The following is a 26,101-nucleotide window of genomic DNA, read 5'->3' as shown; positions in this document are numbered from 1 at the left end:
CCCGGTCGCCATTTCCATCACGCGAGTTCGGCACGAACGGCCGTCAACACCTGCCAAAACGCTGCCTCCTGTGTGGTGCAGAAGTTGATGCGCATCAGCGTGTCGGGTACACGGTTCGCGTGAAACAGCGAACCCGGCGCCAGCAAATAGCCCACATCGAGCATGCGCTGCGCCAGCGCGTCGGTATCGACCCCGGTATCCACCCAGCCAAACAACCCGGCCGGTGGCGCGGCAAAGCGGCAGCCAGCGCCCAGCGCCAGCTTGACACTGCGGGCGCGTGCCTGGTCCAGTCGGCTGCGCACCTGCTGCGCGTGGCGGCGCAATTGGCCCTGTTCGATGCACCAGGCCAGTGCTTTTTCCAGCAAGGCCGGGGTGGTCAGTGTGGCCAGCAACTTGGTGTCAAGCAGGCGCTCGAACAGATCCGCTGGCGCCGCCATGAAACCCACGCGCCATCCCGGCGCCAGAATTTTTGAGAAGCCGCTGACATAAATGGTGCGCTGCAAGCCGTCCAGCGCCGACAGTCGCGTGGCGTGGTCGGGGGCCAGATGACTGTAGGTGTCGTCTTCAACAATGTGAAAATGGTGCGCATTGGCCAGTTGCAGCAAGCGGTGCGCGGCGCCTGGACTCAGGCAGTAGCCGGTCGGGTTGTGGAACACACTGACACTCACAAACAGCTTGGGTGCGTGCAGTTCGCAGTAACGCGCCATCACCGCAAGGTCAGGTCCGTCCGGTCCCCGAGGCACTGGCAAAATGCGCATGCCCAGGGCGTCCAGGCGGGCAAATTCAATGGCCCAGCCGGGCTCTTCGACCATCACACAGTCACCGGCGCGCAGCAGCGTGCGGCTCACAATGTCAAGCGCATGGGTGGCTCCCACCGTGGTCATGATCTGCTGCGGGCTGGCCGGGATCGACAAGGCACTCAACCGGGCCGCCAGCGCCTGGCGTAGCCCCGAGTCGCCGGCAGGCTCGCCGTATTGCAGCGAGAAGTCGTTGAGCTGCGCGCCAGTGGTCACGCGCCGGATCGCGGCGGACAAGAACGGGGTCTCCAGCCAATCTGGCGGAAAAGCACCCAGGCCGGGTTGCGGCAAGTTGCTACCACCCTGGAACATGCCACGAATCAGCGCGGTGGCGTTGACGGGGGCGTGTGGCAGGGAGGTCGGCCGTGCTGTATCAGTCGATTGTTTTGCTTCTGATTCAGTAGCTGTCAGCGCTTTTTCAATCTGGGCTGGATGCCTGTTTCTTATATAAAACCCCCGATTTTTCTGGGCGTCGACCAGGCCTTGCGCCAGGAGTTGGTCATAGGCCGCCACCACCGTGCTGGGACTCACGCCCAGCTGCTGCGCACATTGCCGTACCGAGGGCAGGCGCGCGCCTGGGGCCAGCAGGCCGGTTTGAATGCGCTCACTCAAGCGGGCAGCAAGTTGCTCGGCCAGGGGGCGGGTGGGGGTTTTGATCAGCATGGTCGGGGTCGCCTTGGCTGCAGATTCAGGTTTGGCTTTGGATCTGCGCCTCGCACGGGGGAGGACAAGGGCGGGTGCCTCATACTGGAGTACCAGAAATCGGCATCCACCCCTGTCCTCCCTCGTGCCAACGACCGTGTTGTGCTGGAGAACCCAAAGCCCGAGCCATCTGTGTCATGTGCATTATCAATACAGATTTTCATAATGTCTTGCAAAGTGTATCGTTAGTGTACTGTTTTTCAAGCTACATTCGACGCCATGAACCGCCCACTCAAACCCCATGACCGCCGCTGAACTCACCGCATTGCTGGTGTTGTGCACCGCCACCAGCTTTACGCCGGGGCCCAACACCACGTTATCGACCGCCCTGGCAGCCAATTTGGGACTGCGTCGGGCCGTACGGTTTGTGCTTTCGGTACCTGTCGGCTGGGGCCTGCTGTTCAGCCTGTGCGCAGCGGGTGTGGGCGCCATGGTGCTGGCCGTCCCCGTGCTGCGACTGGGGGTGCAGGCGACTGGCGTGGGCTACTTGTTGTGGCTGGCGCTCAAGCTCTGGCGCGCCAACACACTCGCCCAGGCCGATTCTGGGCGTTTGCAGGTGACGTTCTGGCAAGGGGTGATGCTGCAGTTTCTGAACATCAAGGCCTGGATGCTGGCGCTCACCGTGGTGGCGGGCTGGCTGGCCGGGCGCGAGGACGCGCTGAGCCGCTTTGCCGTGGTGCTGCCCATCCTGCTGGCGTTTGGCCTGTGCAGCAACTTGACCTATGCGCTGATCGGCACGCTGCTGCGGCGCTGGCTGGCTGATGCGGAGCATGGTGGTCGGCGTCTGCGCTGGTTTAACCGCAGCATGGCAGTGGTGCTGGTGGTCACTGCAGCATGGATGACTACCTTCTGACAGAAATTAAGTTCCAGCCCATACAAAATAAGCACGACCAGCTATGACTAACGAAGTAATTCAGATGAAAACCTTAGGCCTGATCGGCGGCATGAGTTGGGAATCGACCGTGCCGTATTACCAGTTGATCAACCAGACGGTGCGTCAACAGCTCGGCGGTTTGCATTCGGCCAGGATCATTCTGTACAGCGTGAATTTCGCAGAGGTCGAACATCTGCAAAGAACCGACCAGTGGGACGCCGCTGGCGCGCTGCTGGCCAATGCCGCGCACAAGCTGGCAAGCGCCGGGGCCGACGCGCTGGTGCTGTGCACCAACACCATGCACAAGGTGGCCAGCGCCATTGAGCGCGCCGTGGACATCCCGCTGCTGCATATTGCCGACCCGACTGCACTAGCCATCCAGCAGGCCGGGTTCGCCACCGTGGGGCTGCTTGGCACGCGTTTCACCATGGAGCAGGACTTTTACCGCAGCCGCCTGGAACAAAACCACGGTCTGACGGTACTGACGCCGCCTGCCAGCGGGCGCGAACTGGTACACCAGATCATTTATGAAGAGCTGTGTCTGGGTCAGGTCAACGAGACCTCGCGCCAAGCCTACCTGCAGGTGATCGACGATCTGCGCCAACAAGGCGCACAGGCCATCATCTTGGGCTGCACCGAGATTGCCATGCTGGTGCAGCCACAACACACCGCCCTGCCGCTGTTTGACACCACCGCGCTGCATGCCAAAAGCAGCGCACTGTGGGCGATAACGCCATGAAACACCTGTCACCTGAGGTCAAGAAAGGCCTGTGGCTGGGGCTGCTGGGCGTGGTGATTTTTGCGCTGACACTGCCGCTCACCCGCCTGGCGGTGGGCACGCCGCAAGCGCCGCAACTCTCAGGTCTGTTTGTCTCGACCGGGCGGGCAACGGTGGCGGCGCTGCTGTCCATCGTTTTTCTGTGGGCCACTCGCGCACCCTGGCCCGCGCGTGCCAACCTGCCCGCGCTGGCGGTGGTGATGCTGGGCGTGGTATTTGGTTTTCCAATGTTTTCGTCGATTGCCATGCGCCATGTGGAAGCCGTGCACGCCAGCGTGATGCTGGGTGTGCTGCCATTGGCCACGGCCGGAGTGGGTGCCTGGCTGCACCGTCAGCGACCCTCGGCCGGGTTTTGGCTGTGTGCGGCCTTGGGCTCGGCGCTGGTGATTGGCTTTGCCATGCTGCGTTCTGGCGCTGGCAACCTGAGTCTGAGCTGGGCCGACACGCTGCTGCTGGCAGCCATGGGCTGCGCGGCCGTGGGCTATGGCATGGGCTCATTGTTGTCGCAGCGCATGCGCGCGGAGCATGTGATCTGTTGGGCGCTGATTCTGGGTTTGCCGTTAAATATGCCGCTAGCGCTTATGGAATATCCGCAGGCAGCTATTGGTTTCAATGCATGGTGTGGCTTTGTCTACGTGGCGCTGTTTTCCCAATGGCTCGGCTTTTTTGCCTGGTACCGCGGTCTGGCGCTGGGCGGCACGGTGCGTGTCAGCCAGGTGCAGTTACTGCAACCGTTCTTGAGCATGCTGTTTGCCGTGCCCATTCTGGGCGAGCGGCTCGACCTTCTCACGGTGGGTTTCGGCCTGGCCGTGATTGCGGTTGTGTTTGTCGGTCGAAAAATGCCGGTGCACACCATTGAACCGACGCCATCACCTCAACCCGCCACGCTAAAGGTCAACACACCATGAATACCCCACCCGCATCCCCCTGGCAACTGGCGCGCCGCGCCGCGCGCATGAACCCGTCGGTCATTCGCGAAATCCTGAAAGTCACCGAGCGCCCTGGCATCATCAGTTTTGCCGGTGGCCTGCCATCGAGCAAAACCTTTCCGGTGGCCGAGTTCGAGGCAGCCTGTGCCAAGGTGCTGACCGACGACCCCAAAGGCGCGCTGCAATACGCCGCCAGCGAAGGCTTTGGCCCGTTGCGCGAAGCCGTGGCGCAGACCCTGAGCGAACAAAGCAGCGCCGCCGGTGTGCCCTGGGCGGTGGACCCGGCGCAGGTACTGATCACCACCGGCAGCCAGCAGGGGCTGGATCTGGTGGCCAAGGTGCTGGTGGATGCCGGCAGCAAGATTCTGGTCGAATCACCCACCTACCTGGGTGCGGTATCAGCGTTTGTGCCGATGGAGCCTGACATTGTGGCAGTGGACAGTGACGCGCATGGCGTACTCATTGACGACTTGCGCGCCAAGGCCAGTGGCGCGCGTTTTTTGTACGTGCTGCCCAATTTTCAGAACCCGACCGGGCGCAGCATGGACGAGTCGCGCCGCGCCGCGCTCAGTACCACGGCGTTTGAACTGAACCTGCCGCTGATCGAGGACAACCCCTACGGCGACCTGTGGTTTGATACCCCGCCACCGGCGCCGCTGTCGGCACGCCACCCCGACAACTGCATATACCTGGGCTCGTTTTCCAAAGTGCTGGCACCCGGCCTGCGCCTGGGGTTTTTGGTGGCACCCAAGGCGGTGTACCCCAAACTGTTACAAGCCAAGCAGGCCGCGGACCTGCACAGCCCGGGTTTTAACCAGCGCATGATTGCCGAGGTGATGAAAGACGGCTTTCTGGACCGCCATGTGCCGACCATCCGTGCGTTGTACAAGGCCCAGCGCGATGCCATGCTGGCCGCGCTGGCGCGGCACTTTGGCGCGATGCCGCCCGATGTTGAGGCCATGCCAGCGGCTGAGGCCGACGCCCGGCTGACCTGGAACACCCCGGCGGGTGGCATGTTTTTGTGGGCGCGCCTGCCTGCGGGCATGGACGCGCAGGATTTGCTGCCGTTTGCGGTGGAGCAGGGCGTGGCCTTTGTGCCCGGTGCACCGTTTTATGCCGACCATGGCGATGCGCGCACATTGCGGCTGAGTTTTGTGACGCCCAGCGTGGAGGAAATTCATCGAGGCGTCGCGGCCTTGGCCGCTGCGCTGAATGTTTATGCCACCACATTGACGGCCTGATGCCATGAAAACACGTCCATTCAAGCAAGTCGACGTCTTCACCGCCACGCCCTACCTGGGCAACCCCTTGGCCGTGGTGCTGGATGGCTCGGACCTATCCACCGAGCAGATGCAGCACTTTGCTCACTGGACCAACCTGTCGGAAACCGTGTTTTTGCTGCCGCCCACACCAGCGGCGGCGGCACAGGGCGCGCATTACCGGGTACGCATCTTCACACCCGGCGCTGAGCTGCCGTTTGCCGGCCACCCGACTTTGGGCAGCTGCCACGCCTGGTTAGAGGCGCAGGGTCTGGACGGGCTAACCGATCTCCCGGACACCAGTGAACTGCTGCAAGAGTGTGGTGTCGGCCTGGTGCGCCTTCGGCGTGATGGCCCACGCCTGGCCTTTGCCGCACCGCCGCTCACGCGTCGCTCGCCCGACCCGGCCACCGTGGCGCAGGTGGCGCTCGCCCTTGACCTGGATGCCCGACACATTGTGGCCAGTCAGTGGCTTGACAATGGGCCGGTGTGGCTGGGGCTGCTTATTGACAGCGCCGAAGTTCTTCTGGCGCTTGACCCCAATCACCCTGAACTCAGGAACTTGGGCATAAAAGTAGGGGTAGCCCATATCCAAAGGTCCTCAGAAGCTACAAGCTTAGCAGCAAATCCTGATCAGAATGATGGTGCATCAGGCTTGCAGGTACGTGCCTTTGCTGCGGCAGTGGGGGTCAATGAGGACCCGGTCACTGGCAGTCTGAATGCCAGTCTGGCGCAATGGCTGGTGGCTGACGCCTGGTTGCCGCCGCGCTACGTCGCCACCCAGGGCTCACGCCTGCAGCGTCACGGGCAAGTCTTTGTGCAGCGCGGCAATGACGGCCAGATCTGGATCGGTGGGGAAGTGGTGACGTGTGTCAGCGGTGGCGTTACGCTGTAACCGGTCACCAATCTGCTTCAGCGACTGACATCCCTATTGAATTGATCAGTCAGATCCTGATTGGTTGGGCTCGAATGCGGCTCGGACTCTCGGTTTGCCTATTCGCTGAGATACGGATCTTTCGTTGAGGCGTTAGAGTGCTCAATAGGGCCGAAAATTCGAACCTTTTCGCACTGCATTTGTGGTTAGCCTGGGTGCCGAAGCCCGACGCTCGATCGCAGGGGGTTCGTGCCTACTGCGCACCTTTGATGCACTCTCACCGGTGTTGAAGAACGCAATGCTTTGCTGCAATTGCTCGGCTTGCCCCGAGAGTTCTTCGCTGGTGGCTGCCAGTTCTTCGCTGGCACTGGCGTTTTGCTGAGTGGCCTTGCTCAGCTGTCCCATGGCCCCACCAATTTGGGTGACCGATTCGCTTTGTTCGCTGCTGGCCGCTGCAATTTCTTGCACCAGCTCGCTGGTTTTCTGGATGCTTGGCACGATTTCGTCGAGAAGTTTGCCGGCGCGCTCGGCGGTGGTCACGCTGTTGCCAGCGAGTTCCCCAATCTCTTTGGCAGCTTCCTGGCTGCGCTCGGCGAGTTTGCGTACCTCTGCAGCCACTACGGCAAACCCCTTGCCATGCTCACCAGCTCGTGCAGCCTCAATGGCAGCGTTCAACGCCAGCAGATTGGTCTGGTATGCAATGTCATCCACAATGCCGATCTTGGCCGCTATCTGCTTCATGGCCACCACGGTCTGATTGACGGCGTGACCACCATCGACGGCTTCAGTAGAGGTTTTGCTGGCCATCGCGTTGGTCACTTTGGCATTTTCACTGTTTTGACTGATCGACGCCGACATGGCATCGATGGACGACGTACTTTCCTCAACGCTTGCCGCTTGTTCACTGGCGGCCTGAGATAACGATTGTGCAGTGGCACTGACCTGATTGGCGGCGCCGGTGAGGGCGTCTGCGGCCCCTCGAACTTCAGAGACAGTGTCCAAGAGCTTTTTCACCGTGTTGTTCACCGCATTTTTGAGTTGCGCGAAATCACCGCGATACACGCCATTCACGGACTGAGTCAAATCTCCGTTTTCCATCCCGACCAATACGCCCTGAACTTCCTGCACCGGACTCACAATGGCATCCAGCGTGTCGTTCACACCCTGAATAATCTTGCGGAAATCACCTTGATGTCTTTGTGCGTCTGCGCGTGTTTCCAGCCGGCCTTCTACCGCGGCGGCCGACAATGTGGTCGCGTCGGAGGCCATCAGATTGACAGCGGCTATGGCCTGATTGAGGTTGTCTTTCAGCGTATTGATGTCACCGCGATAATTCTCAGTAATAGGTGCCGGGATATCACCTTTGGCAATGCGATCGACACAGGTTGCGGCCACGTTCAGAGGGCCAATCACGGCGTCAAGCGTATCGTTGACGCCCTGAATGATTTGACGAAAATCTCCCTGGTGTTGGCTGACGTCAGCGCGTGTGGATAGTTGTCCGTTCACGGCCGCCTCAACAAGCTTGCTTGCATCTCCAACCAAGGCATTGACCGCCTCGATCGCTTTGTTCAGGTTTGTTTTCAGGACGTTGAAGTCGCCCTTGTAGACCTCCACAATGGGTGGTGGAATGTCTCCCTTGGAAATACGGTCAATATATCCCGCAGCGACGTTTAACGGGCCGATCACCGCGTCCAGTGTGCCATTGACGCCTTCGACCAACGTGCGGTAGTCGCCGCGATGCACGCTCGGGTCTGCACGGGTTGCCAAGTTGCCTTGCACGGCTTCATCGGACAGGTGATGCACGTCGTGAACCAGCGCCTTAACTGAGTCACTGATCCGCTTGGCAGACGCCAGCAGACTTGTCGTGTCGCCGGCTTTAAGCCGATAGGTGTAACTCAGATCTCCCGCTGCAATCTGGCTGGCTACGTTAACGACCAATGACGGCTCTGCACCGAGCTGATTGAAAATGCTCTTGGCGATCCAAATGCATGCCAACAGGAGGATGACAACCGCTGCAGCCCCACTTCCGAGCAGCAGTACCTTGGCTTGAGCGGCCGTGCTGGTTGCCGTCACCACCTCCGAATTACCCACATCTTCGTTGAGCTTGACGATTTTTTCCAGAATCGCATCCGTCTTCTCATAAAGCGGATCAATACTTTCCATGAGGCGGTAGTAGTCCTTGAAAAGTTCCACTTGGCGTTTTTCAACCGTGTTTTGGCTTAACGAAACAACAACCTCCTCAAACTTGGCATCTGCGGCCTTTGCTGCCTCAAATTCTTTGAGAAAGTCTCCCCACAACGCTGCTTCCTCTTTGGTTTGTGGAAGGGGCTCATAAATCTTCAGGCCTTCTTGATATCCTCTCCAGGCTTGAGTGCGGGCAGCCAGGTCATTTACAAACCCCGTTTGGCTCTTGTAGTCGAGTTCGTAAAACGCGACATGACGGTTGATAGAGCGCAACTCCGCCAGGCTCACATTCATCTTGGCCAATCCGACGATAGATGGCAAGCGCACAGCACCAATTTCGCTGGATGCCTGGACCAATTGCGATTGCGCGCCCAACCCGACGACGATGATGGTCGCCAACGACACAGTGGCCACGAGCGCTAAAAGGAACAGTTTGAGTTTGAGTGAAAGGTTGTTCATGAGACTGCGACTTCGCGAATGAATGTACAAATGACCTACGAGTGAGATGCCCAATCCTCATTCAGGGTTGCCGACAATGATGCGACGGGCATTCATTTAGTTTTAAGGGCAAAGCGGTATATTTTTTTGGTTTAGTAACATTTGGGTTTTGCTGTGGATCAAGATTTCTTCATTTGATTCAGCAGAGTTCCTTTCTGGTTCGTCCTGTGTCGGCAGGCGGCCACCTTGCTGACCTTGAGGCACCCAGTCGGCCAATGGGCGTCGACTTGGGCGATCGCTACGACAGCAACGGGTCGGGTTGAGAACGCCAATCTGCTTCAGCGACCGGCTCCTCTCAGGCCTAAAGCTGTCAATTGAAAATGATCCAAGTCCATGCAAGCATTGGACTTCAAGAGATCGCCGGGCCAACAGCGTGGCAAGACCCAGGAAAAGGAATAAAAAAAAGCACCCGAAGGTGCTTTTTTTTGCATCACGAGGTGATGTCGAGGGGGTTTAGGCCTTCTTGCTGACGGCAGCGGCAGCGCTCAGGGCTTGCTCGGTCACGGCAGAGACATTGCTCTCGGCCATGGCCAGGGCTTGCTTGGCAGCGCTCTGAGCGGATTCAATGGCGCTTTGGCTCGAAGCCAGGGCGCTCTTGAGCACCGCCACAGCCGACTCGGTGCCCGCGGGGGCATTCTTGGTCATGCTGTCCATGGCTTGGTTGAAAGCCTTTTGACCTTCAACGGCCTTGCCTTCGAGCACTTTGGTGAACTCGGCGCTGGTTTCAACAGCGATGCCATACACATGGCGACCGTAGGCCGCTGCCTTCTCGGCCATGGGGGCGACCAGGCCGGTTTGCAGGGCGATCACTTGTTGGGCGTCTTTGGCTGCCAGCAGGGACTGGGCGTGCTCATAGGACTCGGTCATCAGCGCTTTGGCAGCGGCGAGGTTGAGTTCAGCCATCTTCTCGAACCCGGCGAAGGTCTTGGTCGACAAACCCTTGATGGTTTCCAGGTTGGCTTTGTTGGAGGTGGCGAATTGGTCGGCGGTCATGAACATGGTGGTTACTTTCAGGTAGGTTGCGGGTTGGGTCAACTGCTTTGCAATTTATGTTGCAGTGCAGCATGGAACGAATTATAGGGATAACCCGTGCCCATGCAAGCACTTTTTGTTGCAATGCAACATTTTCTTAGAGCGGCAACTCTAAGTACTTGTTTGGACCCATCTCAGCGCCACAGGATCAGCCCGGTACCCAGCACGGTCTGAATGGCGCCTACCCACGCACCGGGTGCCGGGGCACGCCCCAGTTGCAACCACAACAGGGGCAACACCAGTATGGGCGACACTGACGACAGGATGGCCACCATCCCCACGTCACCCTTTTCCAGCGCCAGCAACACCAGCGTCATGCCGATGCCCATGGCGATGAAGCCGTTGAGCGCGGTTTGCGCCAGCACCCGGGCCGTGGCTGGCTGCTGTGCCCGCGCAGCCCCAAAACCAACCGCCAACAGCACAAAGTGGGCGCAGGTGGCCACCGTCACCCGCACAGCGGAGGCCATCACCGGATCAACCTGCAAGGCCATCACCGGTTTGGCCACCAGCGAACCCACCGCCTGGCACAAGGCCGCCAGCAAAGCCAGCGCCACACCCAGCCCGACGTGGCCACGATCTGCCTCCCAGGCATGGGTTTCGTCCTTGTGGCGGCCCAGCACAATCGCGGTCATCACGCCCACCAGGGTCAGCACGGCACCGGCAAAGGCCTGCAAACTCATGCGTTCACCCAATACGACAAAACCCAGCGCAGCGCTGAACGCCGCATGGGTGGCAAACAGCACCCCGGCACGGCGCGGCCCCAGGCGATTCATGGCGGCAAACAGTGCCGTGTCACCGACGAAGATGCCAATCAGGCCGCTGATGGCCATCACCCCCCAGTAGCTGGGTTCGAAGCCACGCCAATGCCCGGTCACAGCCACCACCGTCCACAGCATCAACGCCACCATCGCCATGCGCCAACGGGTAAAGGCAAACGCCCCCAGATGACGCGCCGGGGTGACCGAGGTCACGCTGCCCAGTGCCCAACAGGCGGCTGCCCCCAGCGCAAACAAATCGTAACTGAGCATCGGATCGGTCTGAACCAAGCGGCCGCCTACTGCGCCAGCTCGCCGCGCAGCGTGTCGGCAGGCAGCTGATCCATCTCGGCCAGCAGCTGCGCCAGCGCCCGACCCGCTGCGTCCAGCAAGGCCTGGCCAGCGCCCGCAGTGGCTGCAGCCGCATTGCCAACCGCACCCGCCGGGTTGTAGTCCTGCATTTGCCAGGCCAGCTTGGCGCTTTTGCCATTGCCCAAAATGTCGAATCGCGCCGCCCGCAACTGGGCGCTTGAACCAAAGCTCTGCGCCCGCTGCATCACCACCTGGTTCGGCTCCAGCGCCAGCATCATCGAGGTCTCCAAAGCGCCACCGTGAATGCCAAAACGCTGCTCCGGCGCGCCGAACTGGGCACTCAAATCTTGCCCTTGCGCATCGATCAGTGGCAGATTGAACCAACTGGCGCTGTAGACCAGCATTCCCAGACGGGCACGCAGGTCACGCGCCACCAGGTCCATCACGCTGACGTTGCCGCCATGGGCGTTGAAGATCAGCAGCTTCTGGACCCCGCTGGCCACAACCGACTCCGCCAGGTCGGTCCAGAGTCGCAGAATGGTCTCGTTCTTCAGCGTCAGGGTGCCTGGAAAACGCGCGTGCTCCGGACTCAACCCAACCGCTTGGGTCGGCAAGAAAAGCACCTTCAAATCGTCGGCCAGGTGGGACTGCGCCGCCGCAATCACACCATCGACCAGTGCCGTATCCACCCGCAGCGGCAGGTGCGGGCCGTGTTGTTCGGTGGCACCGACCGGCAACACCGCAATGGTGCGCGCCATCGCACCACTGGCCTGCAAGGCGGCAAAGTCGTGGGTGCCGAGGTCGGCCCAGAAACGTGAAGGTGTGGACATGGCAGTCAGCAGTGACAAAAACAGGGATGGGCTCAGGCTTTTTTCATGAATTCGGCTTTGAGCATGAAGGCACCCTGATCGGTCTTGCAATCCACCTCATGGTCACCCGCACCCTCAGGCAGACGGATGCCCTTGATCTTGGTGCCTTTCTTCAGCACGATGGACGACCCCTTGACCTTCAGGTCTTTGATCAGGATCACCGTGTCTCCACTGACCAAGGTGTTGCCATTGGCGTCGACCACCGGGCCACCCGCTGCATCAACCTCGTCGCCCACTGCGACCCGCGGCCACTCAAACCCGCAGTCGGGGCAGACAAAATTGTCGCCATCGGGGTAGGTGTTTTCGAGCGTGCATTGGGGACAGGCGGGCAAGTTGGACATGAGATTGGCGTCATCCATAACAGGGTCGAGCCTGGGGCCAGGCGAGTACGCAAGCACGGGACACTCCGGGCGCGAGGCTTGCATTGCATATTATCGAATACCGGGCATCGCAAGCCGATGACACCCGACCCGGACACCAAACTGCGAAAATGCTCAGCATGACACAAGACTTATTCCGCCAGGACGCTTACCTGCCCGAGTGCAGTGCCATCGTCACCGCCATCACGCCACAGGGCATCGTGCTGGACCGAACCGTGTTTTACCCTTTGGGTGGCGGCCAGGCCGGTGACAGTGGCGTGCTGCTGCTGCCCGATGGGTCGCAGATCAGCATTGTGGACACCCGCAAGGGCAAGGCCGAGGACGGCAGTTTCAGCAATGAAATATGCCACCAGCCCAATAACGACGTGCTGCAACAGCTATTGATTCAGGACCAAACTGCCGGCCCGCATCTGACCGCTGGTACCCCCGTGATGGCGCGCATCGACTGGGCACGCCGACACCGCATGATGCGTTTTCACACGGCGACCCATTTGCTGTGCCACATCGTGCCGCAGTTGGTGAACGGCTGCTCGATCACACCCGACTACGCCCGACTGGACTTCAACATGACTGAGGCGCTGGACAAAGACCGCCTGAGTGCGGCCATCGCCGGGTTGGTGCAAGCCGCGCTTCCTGTCGCGGTCGGTCGGATCACCGATGCCGAACTCGATGCCAACCCGGCGCTGGTCAAAAGCATGTCGGTACAACCGCCGCGCGGCAGCGGCCAGATCCGCACCATCCGCATTGGCAGCGACACCCTGATCGACCTGCAGCCTTGCGGCGGCACCCATGTGGCCAACACCGCTGAAATTGGCCAGGTCGTCGTCACCAAGATCGAGAAAAAATCTGCCATGACGCGTCGCGTGGTGCTGGGTTTTGCACCATCCATCCCATGAGCCGCGGCCCCATCAGAAACCTCACGGGCGATAGCTTCTTTGCCTGGGACGGCGACGTGCTGGTGCTCAACATCCTGGGCAAACCCGGCGCCAGCAAGGACGCCATTGGCAAACCCAAGGGCACCCAGCTCAAGGTCAGCGTGACCGCCGCGCCTGAACACGGCAAGGCCACTGACCACATGGTCCGTTTTCTGGCACCGCTGTTTGGTGTACGGGTATCGGACATCACGGTGGTGTTTGGCCAGGAAAACGTCAATAAACAGCTGCGCATCAAGGCCCCCGGCAAGCTGCCGTCGGTTTTTCAGGCATGATGCCGCTCTGCCCTGACGGCGGGTATGCCCAGCGACCCGATGACAGCACCTCCGGTTGGCGGAACTTAAACGCGGTGGCACGAGTCCACCCCGGCCCTGGCCAGAGCGCCATCCAGCGCGTGCCCCTTATGCGACAACACCTCATGACCTTGATACAGCCCGTCAACCGTCTGCTATTTACGCTGTTTTTGATAGCTGTCAGCACTTTTGGCAATTGGGCTGTAGCGCAGAACCTTGCCAAATCAGTGGTCACTACCGAGCAGGTGCGCGCCGAGCTGATGGTGCACGCCCCGCAGGGTGTTGATGCGGGTAAAACGGTCTGGGTTGGTTTGCAGCTGACGCACCAGCCCGAATGGCACACCTACTGGAAAAACTCGGGTGACTCCGGACAACCCACCACGCTTCAATGGACCCTGCCCACCGGTGTGCTGGCCGGCGACATTGCCTGGCCGATTCCACGCAAGCTGCCCATTGGCGACCTGGCCAATTACGGCTTTGATGGCACGGTGCTGCTGCCGGTACCGCTGACCATCACCCCGGATTTCAAACCCTCCGCACTGAACCCGCAGCTCGAAGTGAAGCTACAGGCAAGCTGGCTGGTGTGCCGTCAGGAGTGTGTGCCGCAAGACGGCGAGTTTGTGCTGCAGTTGCCCGTTCAAAGCTCGACTGCACCCAACGCCGCGGCCTTTGAAGCCGCTTTTGCCGCCGCGCCCCAACCTGCTGCCGGCATCGCCCGCATGAAGCCCGAGGGCCAACAACTGGTGCTGACCATCGATGGCCTGCCGACCGGGCTGCAGGGCAAGACGCTGGAGTTTTTTCCGGAGACACCGGAGGTGATCGAAGTCGCCGCCGCCTGGACCCAGTCCTGGCAAGGCTCGCAATGGCGCGCCCGGATCCCGCTGGCCACGCACCAGAGTGCCCGCCCGGATGCGCTGCCGCTGGTGCTGGTGGCCGAGCTGGGCGGCAAACGCCAGGGCTGGGCCACCCGGGCACAACTTGACGGCCATTGGCCTGCCAAGGCTGAGTCGACCACTGCAGGCGCCGCACCGGTCATCTCGAAGCCGCTGCCCGGCATCCCGGCCGCCCCCCAGGCCTCCGGCACCGTCTGGCTGGCACTGCTGGGTGCCTTGCTGGGCGGCGTGCTGCTGAACCTGATGCCCTGCGTGTTTCCGGTGCTGGCGATCAAGTTGATGAGTTTTACCCGCCATGCCGACGACCGGCGTGGCCACCGCGTCAGCGGCTTGTCCTACAGCGCCGGGGTGGTGCTGTCGTTTGTCGCGTTGGGCGCACTGATGATTGTGCTGCGCAGCGCCGGCGAGCAACTGGGTTGGGGGTTTCAGCTGCAGTCGCCGGCGGTGGTGGTGGCTCTGGCGGTGCTGTTTGCGCTGATCGGCCTGAACCTGGCAGGGCTGTTTGAGTTTGGCCAGATGGTTCCGGGGCGCCTGGCCGCGCTGCAAGCGAAAAATCCGGCGCTGGATGCATTTTTGTCCGGCATTCTGGCGGTGGCCATCGCTTCACCCTGCACCGCGCCATTCATGGGAGCGTCACTTGGCCTGGCGCTGGGTTTGCCCGCCTTGCAGGCGCTGGCGATCTTTGCCGCCATTGGCGTTGGCATGGCGCTGCCGTATCTGGCGGCCAGTGTGTCGCCGATGCTGGCGCGCAGGCTGCCACGACCTGGCCCCTGGATGGACACTTTCCGCCGTGCCATGGCCTTTCCGATGTTTGCCACCGTGGTCTGGCTGGTCTGGGTGCTGGGGCAACAGACCGGCATCGACGGCGCTGGCGCCTTGCTGGCACTGCTGGTGGCGCTGACCCTGGTGATCTGGTCGTTGACCCTGCGCGGGCGCAGTCGCCCCTACATGGCGGCTTTTGCCATTGCCACCTTCGCCTTGCTCACCAGCGCGCTTGGCCCCCATGTGCTCAAAATGACTGAAGCGCCGGGTAGCAGTGCAATCGGTCAGCGCTGGCAACCCTGGGCACCGGGCAAGGTCGAACAGTTGCTGGCCACCGGTACACCGGTATTTGTGGACTTCACCGCCGCGTGGTGTGTGACCTGCCAGTACAACAAGAAAACCGCACTGTCCAACCCTGAGGTACTGGCTGACTTTGATGCCAAGAAAGTGACCCTGCTGCGCGCTGACTGGACCCGGCGTGACGCCAGCATCACCGCAGCACTGGCGGCCCTGGGTCGCAATGGGGTGCCAGTGTATGTGTTGTACCAGCAGGGCCGGGCGCCCGTGCTGCTGTCTGAAATCCTGTCAGCGGGTGAATTGCGCCAGGCCATCGCGGGGCTGTGACCCGATGCGACAATTCAGACATGAATACCTTTGCCCCCCTCAAGAACGACAACTTTTTGCGCGCCTGCCTGCGCCAGGCCACCGACTACACACCGATCTGGATGATGCGACAGGCCGGGCGCTTTTTGCCCGAGTACCGCGCCACCCGTGCCAAGGCAGGCAGTTTCATGGGGCTGGCGACCAACACCGACTTTGCCACCGAGGTCACGCTGCAGCCACTGGAGCGCTTTCCCATCGATGCGGCCATTTTGTTCAGCGACATCCTGACCGTGCCCGACGCGATGGGGCTGGGCCTGAGTTTTGCTCTGGGTGAGGGACCCAAATTTGCCCATGCCGTGCGCGACGAGGCCGCGGTGGCCCGGCTCGCCGTCCCTGACATGGACAAGCTGCGGTATGTGTTTGACGCCGTCACCTCGATCCGGCGTGCGCTGCAAGGCCGGGTGCCACTGATCGGTTTTTCGGGCAGCCCGTGGACCCTGGCCTGTTACATGGTTGAGGGTGCAGGCTCGGACGACTACCGGCTGGTCAAAACCATGATGTACAGCCGCCCCGACCTGATGCACAGGATGCTGCAGATCAACGCCGATGCGGTAGCGCTCTACCTCAACACCCAAATCGAAGCCGGCGCACAGGCGGTGATGGTGTTTGACAGTTGGGGCGGCGTGCTGGCCGATGGTGCGTTTCAGGAGTTCAGCCTGGCCTACACACGCCGCGTGCTAGCGCAGCTGCACAAGACCTGGGCCGGCGCGACGATTCCCAGCATTGTGTTCACCAAAGGGGGCGGCTTGTGGCTGGAAGAGATGGCCGAACTCGACTGCAACGCCCTGGGTGTGGACTGGACTGTCAACCTGACCAAGGCGCGTGCCCTGGTGGGTGGTAGCAAAGCGTTACAGGGTAATCTGGACCCCAACGTGCTGTTTGCCAACCCGAAACAAATCGCCGCCGAGGTGCAGAAGGTGCTCACCGCCTTTGGTACCCCTCACACTGGCAGCGGCGAGGGGCCAACCCACATCTTTAACCTGGGTCATGGCATCAGCCAGCACACGCCACCCGAACACGTGGCCGCACTGGTGCAAGCGGTGCATGAGCAATCGCGGCAGATGCGCTGAGCGGCGGTCTCAGGTCCGGGTTACCTAGCACTTTTCCGGGCTTTTTGAGCGCCAAAAGCAAAATTTTTGTGTCACTTATGCACAAAAAAGGTGAGCGTCAGCAGTCGGGTCTGAATTCACACGAATCATCGCTAGCAAACCGGTAGCGAACTCAAGTCATTGATTTTGAACAGTTTTTTATTTTGCCGTTTTTTTGTGCAGCCTAAGCAAAGCCTTGATTTACAAGGCTTGGCGACGGCTATTGACCTGCTGTCCACAAAGTTATCCACAGAAAACTTGGATGACCGGTAAAACAGCCAGAAATCAACAACTTAGGGCGATTTCCGCAAGTTCACTTGAACAAAGCATCCCAACTCGACACAGAACTGCGGTACCGGGTGCCGGTGCTGTTGCACACCCCGGCCTACAGTCAGGTGGCGCTGGCGCTGAGTTATCTGAGTCCGACTTTGCTTGCGCCTGGCACCCTGGTCAGGGTGCCGTTGGGACAGCGCGAGTTGATGGGTGTGGTCTGGGATACGCCGCCCGACCCAGGCGACTCCCGTGCGGCAAGCGCAGCGCCACTTGATCCGGCCAAGCTGCGCCCGATTGCCGCTGTGCTGGACGGTGTGCCGCCGCTGAGTGCCAACTGGCGCAAACTGATTGACTTTGCAGCGGCTTATTACCAGCGTGCCGCGGGTGAAGTGGCCCTGGCGGCGTTGCCACCGCAACTGCGTGACCTGAGCACGGTGCAGTTGGCGCGGCGCCTCAAGCGCGCCAAAACTCAGGTGCAAGCCACGCGCAACGGTCAGGCCGAACGGCCCCAAGGTTTGATTCAGGCGGCACAACCGCTGCCGATTTTCATAGCAACAAGCCCTGAACAGACAAGCGCTATTGACCAATTTCATGCAAATTCCGGACCCTTTCTGCTGTTTGGTGCCACCGGCAGCGGCAAGACCGAGGTGTACATGCGCTGTACCGCCGATCTGCTGGCCACACAAGGAACAGCGCAGGCGCTGGTGATGGTGCCCGAGATCAACCTGACACCCCAACTGGAGGCACGCTTCAAGGCACGTTTTGGCGCACAGTACGGCGAAGATGCCGTGGTGTCGCTGCACAGCGGCATGACGCCGGCTCAGCGTCTGAAAAGCTGGCTGGCCGCCCACAGTGGGGTGGCCCGCATCGTTCTGGGCACCCGGATGTCGGTGTTTGCCTCGATGCCGCAGCTTCAGTTGATCATCGTGGATGAGGAGCACGACCCCAGCTACAAAAGCCACGAAGGCGCCCGCTATTCGGCGCGTGACCTGGCCATCTACCGCGGCCGGCTGGAAGGTGCCAAGGTGATGCTGGGCTCGGCAACGCCGTCGCTGGAGAGTTGGTACCACAGCCGCCCGCAAAGCGAGGGTGGCCGTTACCAGCGTCTGCACATGCCCAGCCGGATTGGTGGCACCGCCACACAGGCCCAGGATACGGCCGCGCTCATCAGCGCTACCCTGCCACAGGTGCGCCGCGTCGACATGAACCACCAGCCCAAAGGTTGCGTGATCTCGCCCCCCTTGCTCGATGCCATCGTGCAGCGCGTCACCCGTGGCGAGCAAAGCATGGTGTTCCTGAATCGGCGCGGCTACGCCCCGGTGCTGAGCTGCGGTGATTGCGACTGGAAAAGCAGTTGTCCGCACTGCAGTGCTTACCGGGTGTTTCACAAGATTGACCGCACGCTGCGCTGCCACCACTGCGGTTTTACCGAGCGGGTGCCACGCGCCTGCCCGGACTGTGGCAACCTCGACATCGCACCACTGGGGCGCGGTACCGAGCGGCTGGAAGAACTTTTGGCCGCGCTGCTGGCCGACAGCCCGCGGCCAGACGGGCGACCCGTGAACATCGTGCGCATCGATGCCGACACCACCCGTTTCAAGGGTGCGCTGGAATCACAACTGGCCCAGGTGCACGCGGGCGAAGTGGATGTGCTGGTGGGCACGCAGATGATTGCCAAGGGCCATGACTTTCGCCGCATCACGCTGGTCGCAGCCCTGAACCCTGACAACGCGCTGTTTTCCAGCGACTTTCGTGCCCCCGAACGTTTGTTTGGTTTGCTGATGCAAGCCGCCGGGCGGGCCGGGCGCGATGCCAGCCAAAGCGGCCACAGCGAAATGTGGCTGCAGACCTTTCACCCCACACACCCGCTGTTTGAGGCGCTGAAACACCACGACTATCCGGCTTTTGCCGAGTCGCAGTTGCACGAACGCCAGCAGGCGGGCATGCCACCCTTCAGTTTTCAGGCTTTGGTACGGGCCGAAGCGCGTACCCAGGAAGCAGCCCAGGCGTTCCTCAACCTGGCTCGTCAGGCTGCTGGCACCCTGGCGCAAGCTGCAACAATGCTGGAACACATCACACTCTACCCGGCGGTACCGATGGGAATTCAGCGCGTGGCCAACATCGAGCGCTCGCAAATGCTGATCGAGAGTGCGTCACGGCTGGCGCTGCAACGCTTTTTGTCGGTCTGGCAAGCCTTGTTGCACAGCCATCGCAGCCTGCCCGAATGCCGGGGACTGCTACGCTGGGCGATCGACGTGGATCCGCTTCTAATTTAAGGGCGTCGATCCGGATGGCGTTAAAAATTGCAAGAGACGCCACCCTATGCGCGGCAAAAGGCCCAGTTACACGCCACGCTTGCTCGCCACTATCACCTGGAAATTGCCAAAAAACACCACCTGGCGCTCACACTGCACGCCGGGCATGGCCTGAAGTTGCAGCACCGGGTCATGGGTATTCCATAGGGCCAGGCCATAGGGCTCGAATACCTTGAAGTAAGTCCAGCTCAAGGCACGCAACAGCCAGGGGCGTGGCCGGTGAAACTCTGCCAGATACAACTTGCCGCCAGGCGTCAGAACCCGCATCGCCTCGGCCAGCGCCTGCTCCTTGAGGTGGTGCGGCAACTCGTGCAGCAAAAAAAACATCACGTTGGCATCGACGGACGCATCGGGCAGGGTCATGGCGGTCGCGTTTTGCTGCAGGTAATCCGTATGGGCGGCACAAAATTCAAGTTTGCCCCGGGCGTGATCGAGCTCATTCTGAATGATGTCGGCCACCAGCAGACGCTTGGCGCCGGCTTTCATGGCGGCCCCCGCCACCCGCGGCATCACGTTGCCAAAGGCGCATGAGGTGATCAACACCTGTTTGTCCTGCAACGCCGTGTGACGCAGACCGTGGGTGATGATGGACACCAGACGACTGTACTGAAACAGCAGGATCGCCGCAATGATGGGTTGCCAGTCCACCAGACGGATCAGCCGCAGGTTGGAATAGATCGGGTAAACATGGGCCGCCTCGTGCTGCAGGCGCCCCAGCGCACCACGCATCAGCAGCGTGCCGCGGGTCAGGGTGAAGAAGAAAAGTGCGGTGCTGGTCAGCACCAACAACACCGCAAAGACGGCGTACGTTACCCAGTCAGTCATCGAATTCTTTCCGAAGGCAATGGGTCAACGAAGCGCCCAACTGCCACAATTTTGGCCAGCCGGTATTAGACGCCTGCGGGAAAACCCTTTGTTGACAAATATCAAAATCAAGGCAGCAACAGTGCAACCGTCAGGGAAAAAGTCACAAACGCCGCCGCAGTGGACAGCAAAATGATGCGCGCCACGCGCCCGTTGTCGGCACCAAAACGTTCGGCCAGAAGCGACACATTGCTGGCACTGGGCAGCGCCGCCACCAGGACCAGCACGGTCCAGGCAGAACGCTCCAGTGGTAACCCCAGCTGAATCAGCGCGGCCCCGACCAGCAACAGCAACAGCGGGTGCAAAAACAGTTTCACCAGCGCAACCGGCAGATAGTCACGCAACACGGGCGCTGCGGCATGACCGCTGGCAGCGAGCATCTGTGAGCGTGCCAGTACCGCGCCGATGGTGAACAGCGCCACCGGCGAGGCGGCATCGGCCAACATACCCACCACCTTGGCCACCGGGGCAGGCAGCTCGAAGGCCAGCACCGAAGCCATCGCACCGAGCAAGATCGCCCACGGCATCGGGTTGGTCAACACCCCCTGGAGCGCACGACGCAGCGCCTTGGCAGCGCCGTGTTGGTCGGCTCCGTCCAGACGCGACAGGGCAATGCACAGCGAGGTGATGACCAGCATGTCGATCGCCATGCTCAGAATGGTGGGGCCAGCGGCCTGCGGGCCGAGCAAGGCCACCAACAGCGGCACTCCCATGAATCCGGAATTGGGAAACGCCGCCACCAAGGCGCCAAATGCTGCGTCATTCCAGCCGATTCGCGGGTTCAGGCTGAACGCCACCGTCAAACCCACCACCGTCAAACCGCACAGCAACCAGGTCAGGGCCACCGACAGATCCAGCAATTGCGACACTGGCGTCATGGCACCGAAGCGGTACAGCATGCAGGGCAGAGCAAAAAACAACACAAACCCATTCAATCCTGGAATCGCCTCCAGCGGCAAATAGCGGCGGCGTGCGGCCAGATATCCGGCCAGCACCAAGGCAAAAAAAGGAAAGGTGACAGTAAAAATTTTGATCACCTGCGCATTGTCTCTTGGGTTGCGTCAGGGCTTGCTGGGTATGATTCGCCCCCCTTTACCGACAGCACACATGGCAACCTTACCCACACACGGGCTCAATCTAGCGCAGCAGGAAGCGGTCAATTACCTGCACGGCCCGTGTCTGGTGTTGGCCGGTGCGGGATCGGGCAAAACGCGGGTGATCACGCAAAAAATCGGGCGACTCATCCAGTCGGGTATGGCGGCCCGACGCATTCTGGCCATCACCTTCACCAACAAAGCGGCTACCGAAATGCGGGAGCGGGCACGTGCCCTGATCGGTGCCGCCGCCAAAGATACCCTCATCTGCACCTTTCACGCGCTTGGGGTGCGTCTGCTGCGCGAGGACGGTGCAGCGCTGGGCCTGAAAGCGAATTTCTCGATTCTCGACAGTGACGATGTCACCAGCATTCTGAAAGACGCCGGCAGCAGCGTCGATGCAGCCACTGCGCGCAGTTGGCAGTGGAACATCAGCCTGTGGAAAAACCAGGGCTTGAACGCTGCCATGGCCGCTGCACGGGCCAGCAACGACGGCGAACGCATGGTGGCGCGGGTGATGGCGCACTATGAGGAACGGCTCACCGCGTACCAGAGTGTGGACTTTGACGACCTGATCGGCCTGCCCCTCAAATTGCTACAACAACACGAGCATATCAGGGCCAAGTGGCAAGCGCTGGTGGGTCATTTGCTGGTCGATGAGTATCAGGACACCAACGCCACGCAATACGAGTTGCTGAAGTTGCTGGTGGGCGATGCCGAGCGCGCCCGCTTCACGGCAGTGGGGGATGACGACCAGTCAATCTACGGCTGGCGCGGAGCCACGCTGGATAACCTGAAACGGCTGCCCGTTGACTTTCCGAGTCTGAAAGTCATCAAGCTGGAGCAGAACTACCGCTCCACCAGCGCCATCCTGCGCGCTGCCAACAACGTGATCGGCCCCAACCCCAAGCTGTTTGTGAAGAACCTGTGGAGCGAGTTGGGCGAAGGTGATCCGGTGCGGGTGGTGGACGCCGACACCGAAGAACACGAAGCTGAGCGTGCTGTGGCGCGCATCCAGAGCCTGCGCGCCAGTGGCCTGAACCAGAGCGGCCCGCAGTACAAGGAATGGAAAGACTTTGCCGTGTTGTACCGCGCCAACCACCAGGCCAAACCGTTTGAGAAAGCGCTGCGCAAGGCTCAGATCCCCTACAAGGTATCGGGCGGCACCAGTTTTTTTGACCGGGCCGAGGTGAAAGACCTGTGCGCCTGGTTTCGTTTGTGGATCAACAACAATGACGACCCGGCCTTTTTGCGCGCCGTGACCACACCCAAACGCGGCATTGGTCACCAGACCCTGGCGCACCTGGGCGACTTCGCCAGCAAATACCGGGTGAGTATGTTTGCCGCACTGTTTTCTTCCAGCCTGGGCGCGGTGCTGTCGGGCAAGGCGCTGGGCAGCCTGCACGAATTTGGCCGCGAGGTCAACGAGCTGGAGTTTCGCGCCCGCCACACCCTCGGCGCGGAGGCCGCCAAGGGCTTCCTGATGGATTGGCTCAAAGACATCGGCTACGAACAGCACCTGTACGACGGTGAGGACAGCGCCACGCTGGCTGCCGCACGCTGGAGCAATGTGACCGACTTTGTCGACTGGATGAGTGGGCGCTGTGGCGGTCAGATTGCCGACGCCGCCGGCGTCAACACCCCAGGTGAGGTGAAGTCGCTGCTGGAGGTGGCACAAACCGTGTCGTTGCTGTCCACCATCTCGGAGCAGGAAAAGGACCAGAACGTGGTGACGCTCTCGACTTTGCATGCATCCAAGGGGCTGGAGTGGCCCCATGTACTGCTGGTCGGTGTGACCGAAGGCATGTTGCCCTTCAAGCTGCGTGACAACCCGGACGCCGAGCGCGCCGGTGGAGCCTCGGCACTGCAACATACGCTGGCACAAGAGGCCGCCAGTGAAAGCCTGAGCGCACATCTGCAGGAAGAGCGCCGCCTGATGTACGTTGGCATCACCCGTGCGCAACGCAGCCTGGCGGTCAGCTGGACCAAGAAACGAAAGAAAGGGCGTGAGTTGGTGGCCACTCAACCCAGTCGGTTCATTGCCGAAATGGCACTCGATGCGTCAACCGCGAAGGAAGATCCTCGCGCCAAACTGCGGGCATTGCGCGCCGAGTTTGCCAGCCGTGCCGCACCCAAGTCCGATGGTGCTGCCCTGCCAAGCTCAGGGGGTATCCACCATGGCCGCCCTTTATAGAACTATTTTCATAGCATTCAGTGCTACAGCTGTATGCGCCAGAGGACCAAATGCCTTAAAAGATGCGAAGTGACGGGCCGGTCCGCGCCGGCATGCGTCAGGTGGACGGGTGAGCGGGGGATCAACCCTCGCACAGACCCAGAAAAAACATGCCTTGCAGTGTGCCACTGTGTGCACGCGCCCGGAAACGGGTCATCGCCGGTGGCACGCTCCACCAAAAACTCTCGCTGTCCCCACCCGCAAAACTGGACGCCAGGTCCGACCAGGGTAACGTCACCGGATTCATGCCCTGTGGCAGCGTTCGCTCGCTGTCTTCGGCGCTCGCCGGAATGGTCAACACCTCAGCCAGCGCCAATTGCAGGCGCGAGTCCACCTCGTCGATGCTGTGGCGGGCCATTTGTGCTTGCGCAATCACCTCGCCCCAGGCCAGTCCAAGATGGGCCGCGTAGGGCAAAAAGGCGGTGACCCGGTCGTTCGGCACGGGCAATGTGACCAGAAACGGAAAATTACGCCCCACGCGATCACAGGACGGGGCCCAGACACCGATCTGGCTCAACGGTATGCCTGGCTGGGCGGGCAATATGAAGGCCCACTTGGCGCAGCCCCGCCACACCTCCCAACCCGAGGCATTGCTGCCGGCCCGAAGCGACTCCATGGCCGATGCGCACAAATGATCCCAGAACTGTTGCAAGGGATAGGGCATACGCCGCGAAATGAAGTCACCCGCACTGGGCAACTTGCCGTACCAGGCAAACCCTGGCACGCTGACCGCACCCGCAGCGGGTGCCGGTGAGCCCGAGGACCGTGCATCGGCCGTCATGATCAACCGCGTCCCGGGCAGGCAAAACCATCGAGTTGCGGCAACTTCAGCGGGTTTCGGACCGATTGCGCCAAAAACTCAATGCTCACGCTGCGACCCTCCACCACGAAATTGACCAGCACTTTTTCCTGAGGTGTCCCGCCTTGCAACTGACCCCGGTCAATCAGACGGTGCAAGGCCCAGGCGCCGTCGGTGGCGAGCGCGGGGGTGGTCTTGCCGCCAACCAGCAGACGAACCTGGTTGGTGCCACGCACCCCGGGCCAACTGACCCGCTTGGCACCGTCCTGACCGGCGCCGGCAAGCACACTTTGACCGTCAATGTCGAGTTCCAGCTTGTCAAAACCGCCGGTCTGAACAAAGCGCACGATCAGGTCAAACTTCATGGAGCGGCTGCCGGGCGCAAAAAACGCGTCGCGAATGATGGACGCGCGCTGGAACTGCGCCAGGTCTGCGGCAGACCCCGCGGCCGCACCGTCCGGACCCGGCCGTGGCGCCCAGGTCGCCTTGGAGGTGTCCACAAAAGGTGCCAGATTTTTCTGGAAAGTGTCGTCCATCAGGCCGCCCGGAGCGAAAACCTGCGCAAAATCATTGGCCTGCACATCCTGCTGCGCACCCCGTACAAAGGGGTAACGCCCGGCGATCACCGCACCGCAGGTTTGCCCGACCCCGCCTTTGACATTGGCGCTGGCACTGCTGCGCGCACCACCTGCAACCTGCTGTGACGCCTGGCTCAGCAGGGCTTCCAGAATGGCCCGAACCGGGGCAGGCATCCGGATCGCTTCACCCCGCAATCGGTTCTCGGCATCCTGGGTGCGCGGGATGGTGCCGCCTCGCAAGGCACTCTCGGCAGCGACCAGACTGGCATGGAAATCGTCAAGCGTCTTACCCAACAGGTCGATTTGTGCAGTGCCGGGAGGCCCACGGGTGATGGCATGCAGGTTGGCAAACGGGCCTTGTACGATCATTTCAATCTTGTCGTCCAGGCCGGTATTGCCGGTAGGGCCACCAATACCCAGACTGGCAGCACGTGTCACTTCCTGCTTGATCCGGTCGAGTCGGTCAATGGCCTGGTCAACGCGGGTTGAGCTACTGCTGTCCGAACGGATCAGGGTGGTCTCGCGTGCCGCAGCGCGGGTCAGCAGCAGCAAAGGAGACTCTGCACTGGCCAAAATGCGTGTGACCTGGATCGTCTCGGCGAGTCCATTGCGCGGAATCAACCGGACATCGGCAAGGTATTCCTGCCAAATTTTGGCGTACTCGGTCAGGTAAAGGCGGGTAATCTGTTGCGACTGCTGCATCACCTCACCCGGATTGGGCACCGCAGCCGCCACGTTGGCATTGGCCCGGCCCAGCACCCAGGCGTCCTCCAGACCAATATCCGCCAGGGCCGCCGCCGCCTCTTTCTGGAAAATCGGATATCCCTTGAGTGTGAACAGCCCTGGAATGCCGGCATTGAGCGGCTGCTGGCTGGCGCGCGTCAGCACGTTGGGCGCTTCGATGCCGGCGACGCTGGCAATGGTGAATTCAGCTGGCTCCGGCCCCAGCAGACGGGCCTTGATACGGCTATAGCTGCGATTGGCGGGCGGCTGCCGGTTGAGAATTTCACGCGCTTTGCGCACCATTTCCTGGTCCAGCGGGAAAGGCGAGATCACCACCCGACCACGCAA

21 protein-coding genes are annotated in these 26,101 nt (G+C 61.2%); 11 read left to right on the top strand and 10 right to left on the bottom strand.

All coding sequences use genetic code 11. The features are described from left to right. Positions 1–17: 17 nt before the first annotated feature. Positions 18–1,460, bottom strand: a complete 1,443-nt coding sequence (locus tag KBF66_RS04710; RefSeq protein ID WP_296653051.1) for a PLP-dependent aminotransferase family protein — start codon at positions 1,458–1,460, stop codon at positions 18–20. Between the two features lie 280 nt (positions 1,461–1,740). On the opposite strand from KBF66_RS04710, the gene KBF66_RS04705 reads away from it, so the two are divergent. The 5 genes from KBF66_RS04705 to KBF66_RS04685 all read left to right on the top strand — a co-directional run bounded on the left by KBF66_RS04705 (position 1,741) and on the right by KBF66_RS04685 (position 6,234). Further along, on the top strand, positions 1,741–2,352 hold the full coding sequence (locus tag KBF66_RS04705) for a LysE family translocator (RefSeq protein ID WP_296653048.1): 612 nt from the start codon (positions 1,741–1,743) through the stop codon (positions 2,350–2,352). Between the two features lie 64 nt (positions 2,353–2,416). Continuing rightward, positions 2,417–3,112 (top strand): aspartate/glutamate racemase family protein, encoded by a 696-nt coding sequence (locus tag KBF66_RS04700; RefSeq protein ID WP_296653045.1) that lies wholly within the window; start codon positions 2,417–2,419, stop codon positions 3,110–3,112. Continuing rightward, positions 3,109–4,059 (top strand): DMT family transporter, encoded by a 951-nt coding sequence (locus KBF66_RS04695; RefSeq protein WP_296653044.1) that lies wholly within the window; start codon positions 3,109–3,111, stop codon positions 4,057–4,059. The genes KBF66_RS04700 and KBF66_RS04695 overlap by 4 nt, the downstream gene beginning before the upstream one ends. Next, positions 4,056–5,321 carry a PLP-dependent aminotransferase family protein gene (locus tag KBF66_RS04690; protein ID WP_296653041.1) on the top strand — a complete coding sequence of 422 codons (1,266 nt, stop codon included), beginning with the start codon at positions 4,056–4,058 and terminating at the stop codon, positions 5,319–5,321. The genes KBF66_RS04695 and KBF66_RS04690 overlap by 4 nt, the downstream gene beginning before the upstream one ends. A gap of 4 nt (positions 5,322–5,325) precedes the next feature. Next, complete coding sequence (locus KBF66_RS04685) at positions 5,326–6,234, top strand: PhzF family phenazine biosynthesis protein (protein WP_296653038.1); 909 nt, start codon at positions 5,326–5,328, stop codon at positions 6,232–6,234. A 141-nt stretch (positions 6,235–6,375) separates the two neighbouring features. On the opposite strand, the gene KBF66_RS04680 is transcribed toward KBF66_RS04685, so the two are convergent. The 5 genes from KBF66_RS04680 to KBF66_RS04660 all read right to left on the bottom strand — a co-directional run bounded on the left by KBF66_RS04680 (position 6,376) and on the right by KBF66_RS04660 (position 12,204). After that, positions 6,376–8,856, bottom strand: a complete 2,481-nt coding sequence (locus KBF66_RS04680) for a methyl-accepting chemotaxis protein (protein WP_296653035.1) — start codon at positions 8,854–8,856, stop codon at positions 6,376–6,378. Between the two features lie 492 nt (positions 8,857–9,348). After that, positions 9,349–9,894 carry a TIGR01841 family phasin gene (gene phaP / locus KBF66_RS04675; protein ID WP_296653032.1) on the bottom strand — a complete coding sequence of 182 codons (546 nt, stop codon included), beginning with the start codon at positions 9,892–9,894 and terminating at the stop codon, positions 9,349–9,351. A 167-nt stretch (positions 9,895–10,061) separates the two neighbouring features. Continuing rightward, complete coding sequence (locus tag KBF66_RS04670; protein WP_296653028.1) at positions 10,062–10,955, bottom strand: DMT family transporter; 894 nt, start codon at positions 10,953–10,955, stop codon at positions 10,062–10,064. 26 nt (positions 10,956–10,981) lie between these two features. Further along, on the bottom strand, positions 10,982–11,824 hold the full coding sequence (locus tag KBF66_RS04665) for a creatininase family protein (RefSeq protein ID WP_296653024.1): 843 nt from the start codon (positions 11,822–11,824) through the stop codon (positions 10,982–10,984). Positions 11,825–11,856: 32 nt separating this feature from the next. Beyond that, entirely contained in the window at positions 11,857–12,204 is a 348-nt protein-coding gene (locus KBF66_RS04660) for a zinc ribbon domain-containing protein YjdM (protein WP_296653021.1), read from the bottom strand. Positions 12,205–12,287: 83 nt separating this feature from the next. Between KBF66_RS04660 and KBF66_RS04655 the strand changes: the two genes are divergently transcribed. From KBF66_RS04655 to priA, 5 genes are all read left to right on the top strand, one after another. Further along, positions 12,288–13,139 carry an alanyl-tRNA editing protein gene (locus KBF66_RS04655; protein WP_296653019.1) on the top strand — a complete coding sequence of 284 codons (852 nt, stop codon included), beginning with the start codon at positions 12,288–12,290 and terminating at the stop codon, positions 13,137–13,139. Further along, positions 13,136–13,450 (top strand): DUF167 domain-containing protein, encoded by a 315-nt coding sequence (locus tag KBF66_RS04650; RefSeq protein ID WP_296653016.1) that lies wholly within the window; start codon positions 13,136–13,138, stop codon positions 13,448–13,450. Before KBF66_RS04655 ends, KBF66_RS04650 begins: the two co-directional genes overlap by 4 nt. 143 nt (positions 13,451–13,593) lie before the next feature. Next, entirely contained in the window at positions 13,594–15,747 is a 2,154-nt protein-coding gene (locus KBF66_RS04645) for a thioredoxin family protein (protein WP_296653011.1), read from the top strand. A 20-nt stretch (positions 15,748–15,767) separates the two neighbouring features. Further along, entirely contained in the window at positions 15,768–16,856 is a 1,089-nt protein-coding gene (gene hemE, locus KBF66_RS04640; RefSeq protein WP_296653008.1) for a uroporphyrinogen decarboxylase, read from the top strand. A gap of 365 nt (positions 16,857–17,221) precedes the next feature. Next, on the top strand, positions 17,222–19,423 hold the full coding sequence (priA, locus tag KBF66_RS04635; protein WP_296653157.1) for a primosomal protein N': 2,202 nt from the start codon (positions 17,222–17,224) through the stop codon (positions 19,421–19,423). A 66-nt stretch (positions 19,424–19,489) separates the two neighbouring features. Here the strand turns inward: priA and KBF66_RS04630 are convergent, their stop codons facing one another. Continuing rightward, positions 19,490–20,287 (bottom strand): methyltransferase domain-containing protein, encoded by a 798-nt coding sequence (locus KBF66_RS04630; protein WP_296653005.1) that lies wholly within the window; start codon positions 20,285–20,287, stop codon positions 19,490–19,492. A gap of 107 nt (positions 20,288–20,394) precedes the next feature. Beyond that, entirely contained in the window at positions 20,395–21,363 is a 969-nt protein-coding gene (locus KBF66_RS04625; RefSeq protein ID WP_296653002.1) for an AEC family transporter, read from the bottom strand. A gap of 70 nt (positions 21,364–21,433) precedes the next feature. Between KBF66_RS04625 and KBF66_RS04620 the strand changes: the two genes are divergently transcribed. Further along, the gene (locus KBF66_RS04620) at positions 21,434–23,614 is read left to right on the top strand and encodes a UvrD-helicase domain-containing protein (protein WP_296652999.1); all 2,181 of its coding nucleotides are present in this window, start codon (positions 21,434–21,436) and stop codon (positions 23,612–23,614) included. Between the two features lie 121 nt (positions 23,615–23,735). Here KBF66_RS04620 and tagF read toward each other — a convergent pair whose 3' ends face one another. Both tagF and tssM read right to left on the bottom strand, forming a co-directional pair. Then, entirely contained in the window at positions 23,736–24,434 is a 699-nt protein-coding gene (tagF, locus tag KBF66_RS04615) for a type VI secretion system-associated protein TagF (protein WP_296652996.1), read from the bottom strand. A 2-nt stretch (positions 24,435–24,436) separates the two neighbouring features. Next, the coding region (gene tssM, locus KBF66_RS04610; protein ID WP_296652992.1) for a type VI secretion system membrane subunit TssM at positions 24,437–26,101 on the bottom strand (1,665 nt) is incomplete at its 5' end.

The organism is Rhodoferax sp. (assembly GCF_018063565.1).
In the GTDB taxonomy this organism is placed as follows: Bacteria; Pseudomonadota; Gammaproteobacteria; order Burkholderiales; family Burkholderiaceae_C; genus Rhodoferax.
This window is presented reverse-complemented; position numbering and strand designations above follow the sequence as displayed.

What these genes read in the sequence shown, in the direction of transcription:
- KBF66_RS04705 (WP_296653048.1), top strand. Translation starts at nt 1,741, where the DNA reads ATGACCGCCGCTGAACTCACCGCATTGCTGGTGTTGTGCACCGCCACC.
- KBF66_RS04710 (WP_296653051.1), bottom strand. Translation starts at nt 1,460, where the DNA reads ATGCTGATCAAAACCCCCACCCGCCCCCTGGCCGAGCAACTTGCTGCC.
- KBF66_RS04650 (WP_296653016.1), top strand. Translation starts at nt 13,136, where the DNA reads ATGAGCCGCGGCCCCATCAGAAACCTCACGGGCGATAGCTTCTTTGCC.
- KBF66_RS04700 (WP_296653045.1), top strand. Translation starts at nt 2,417, where the DNA reads ATGAAAACCTTAGGCCTGATCGGCGGCATGAGTTGGGAATCGACCGTG.
- KBF66_RS04620 (WP_296652999.1), top strand. Translation starts at nt 21,434, where the DNA reads ATGGCAACCTTACCCACACACGGGCTCAATCTAGCGCAGCAGGAAGCG.
- KBF66_RS04665 (WP_296653024.1), bottom strand. Translation starts at nt 11,824, where the DNA reads ATGTCCACACCTTCACGTTTCTGGGCCGACCTCGGCACCCACGACTTT.
- KBF66_RS04660 (WP_296653021.1), bottom strand. Translation starts at nt 12,204, where the DNA reads ATGTCCAACTTGCCCGCCTGTCCCCAATGCACGCTCGAAAACACCTAC.
- KBF66_RS04645 (WP_296653011.1), top strand. Translation starts at nt 13,594, where the DNA reads ATGACCTTGATACAGCCCGTCAACCGTCTGCTATTTACGCTGTTTTTG.
- KBF66_RS04630 (WP_296653005.1), bottom strand. Translation starts at nt 20,287, where the DNA reads ATGACTGACTGGGTAACGTACGCCGTCTTTGCGGTGTTGTTGGTGCTG.
- KBF66_RS04670 (WP_296653028.1), bottom strand. Translation starts at nt 10,955, where the DNA reads ATGCTCAGTTACGATTTGTTTGCGCTGGGGGCAGCCGCCTGTTGGGCA.
- hemE (WP_296653008.1), top strand. Translation starts at nt 15,768, where the DNA reads ATGAATACCTTTGCCCCCCTCAAGAACGACAACTTTTTGCGCGCCTGC.
- KBF66_RS04680 (WP_296653035.1), bottom strand. Translation starts at nt 8,856, where the DNA reads ATGAACAACCTTTCACTCAAACTCAAACTGTTCCTTTTAGCGCTCGTG.
- KBF66_RS04685 (WP_296653038.1), top strand. Translation starts at nt 5,326, where the DNA reads ATGAAAACACGTCCATTCAAGCAAGTCGACGTCTTCACCGCCACGCCC.
- tagF (WP_296652996.1), bottom strand. Translation starts at nt 24,434, where the DNA reads ATGACGGCCGATGCACGGTCCTCGGGCTCACCGGCACCCGCTGCGGGT.
- phaP (WP_296653032.1), bottom strand. Translation starts at nt 9,894, where the DNA reads ATGTTCATGACCGCCGACCAATTCGCCACCTCCAACAAAGCCAACCTG.
- KBF66_RS04695 (WP_296653044.1), top strand. Translation starts at nt 3,109, where the DNA reads ATGAAACACCTGTCACCTGAGGTCAAGAAAGGCCTGTGGCTGGGGCTG.
- KBF66_RS04690 (WP_296653041.1), top strand. Translation starts at nt 4,056, where the DNA reads ATGAATACCCCACCCGCATCCCCCTGGCAACTGGCGCGCCGCGCCGCG.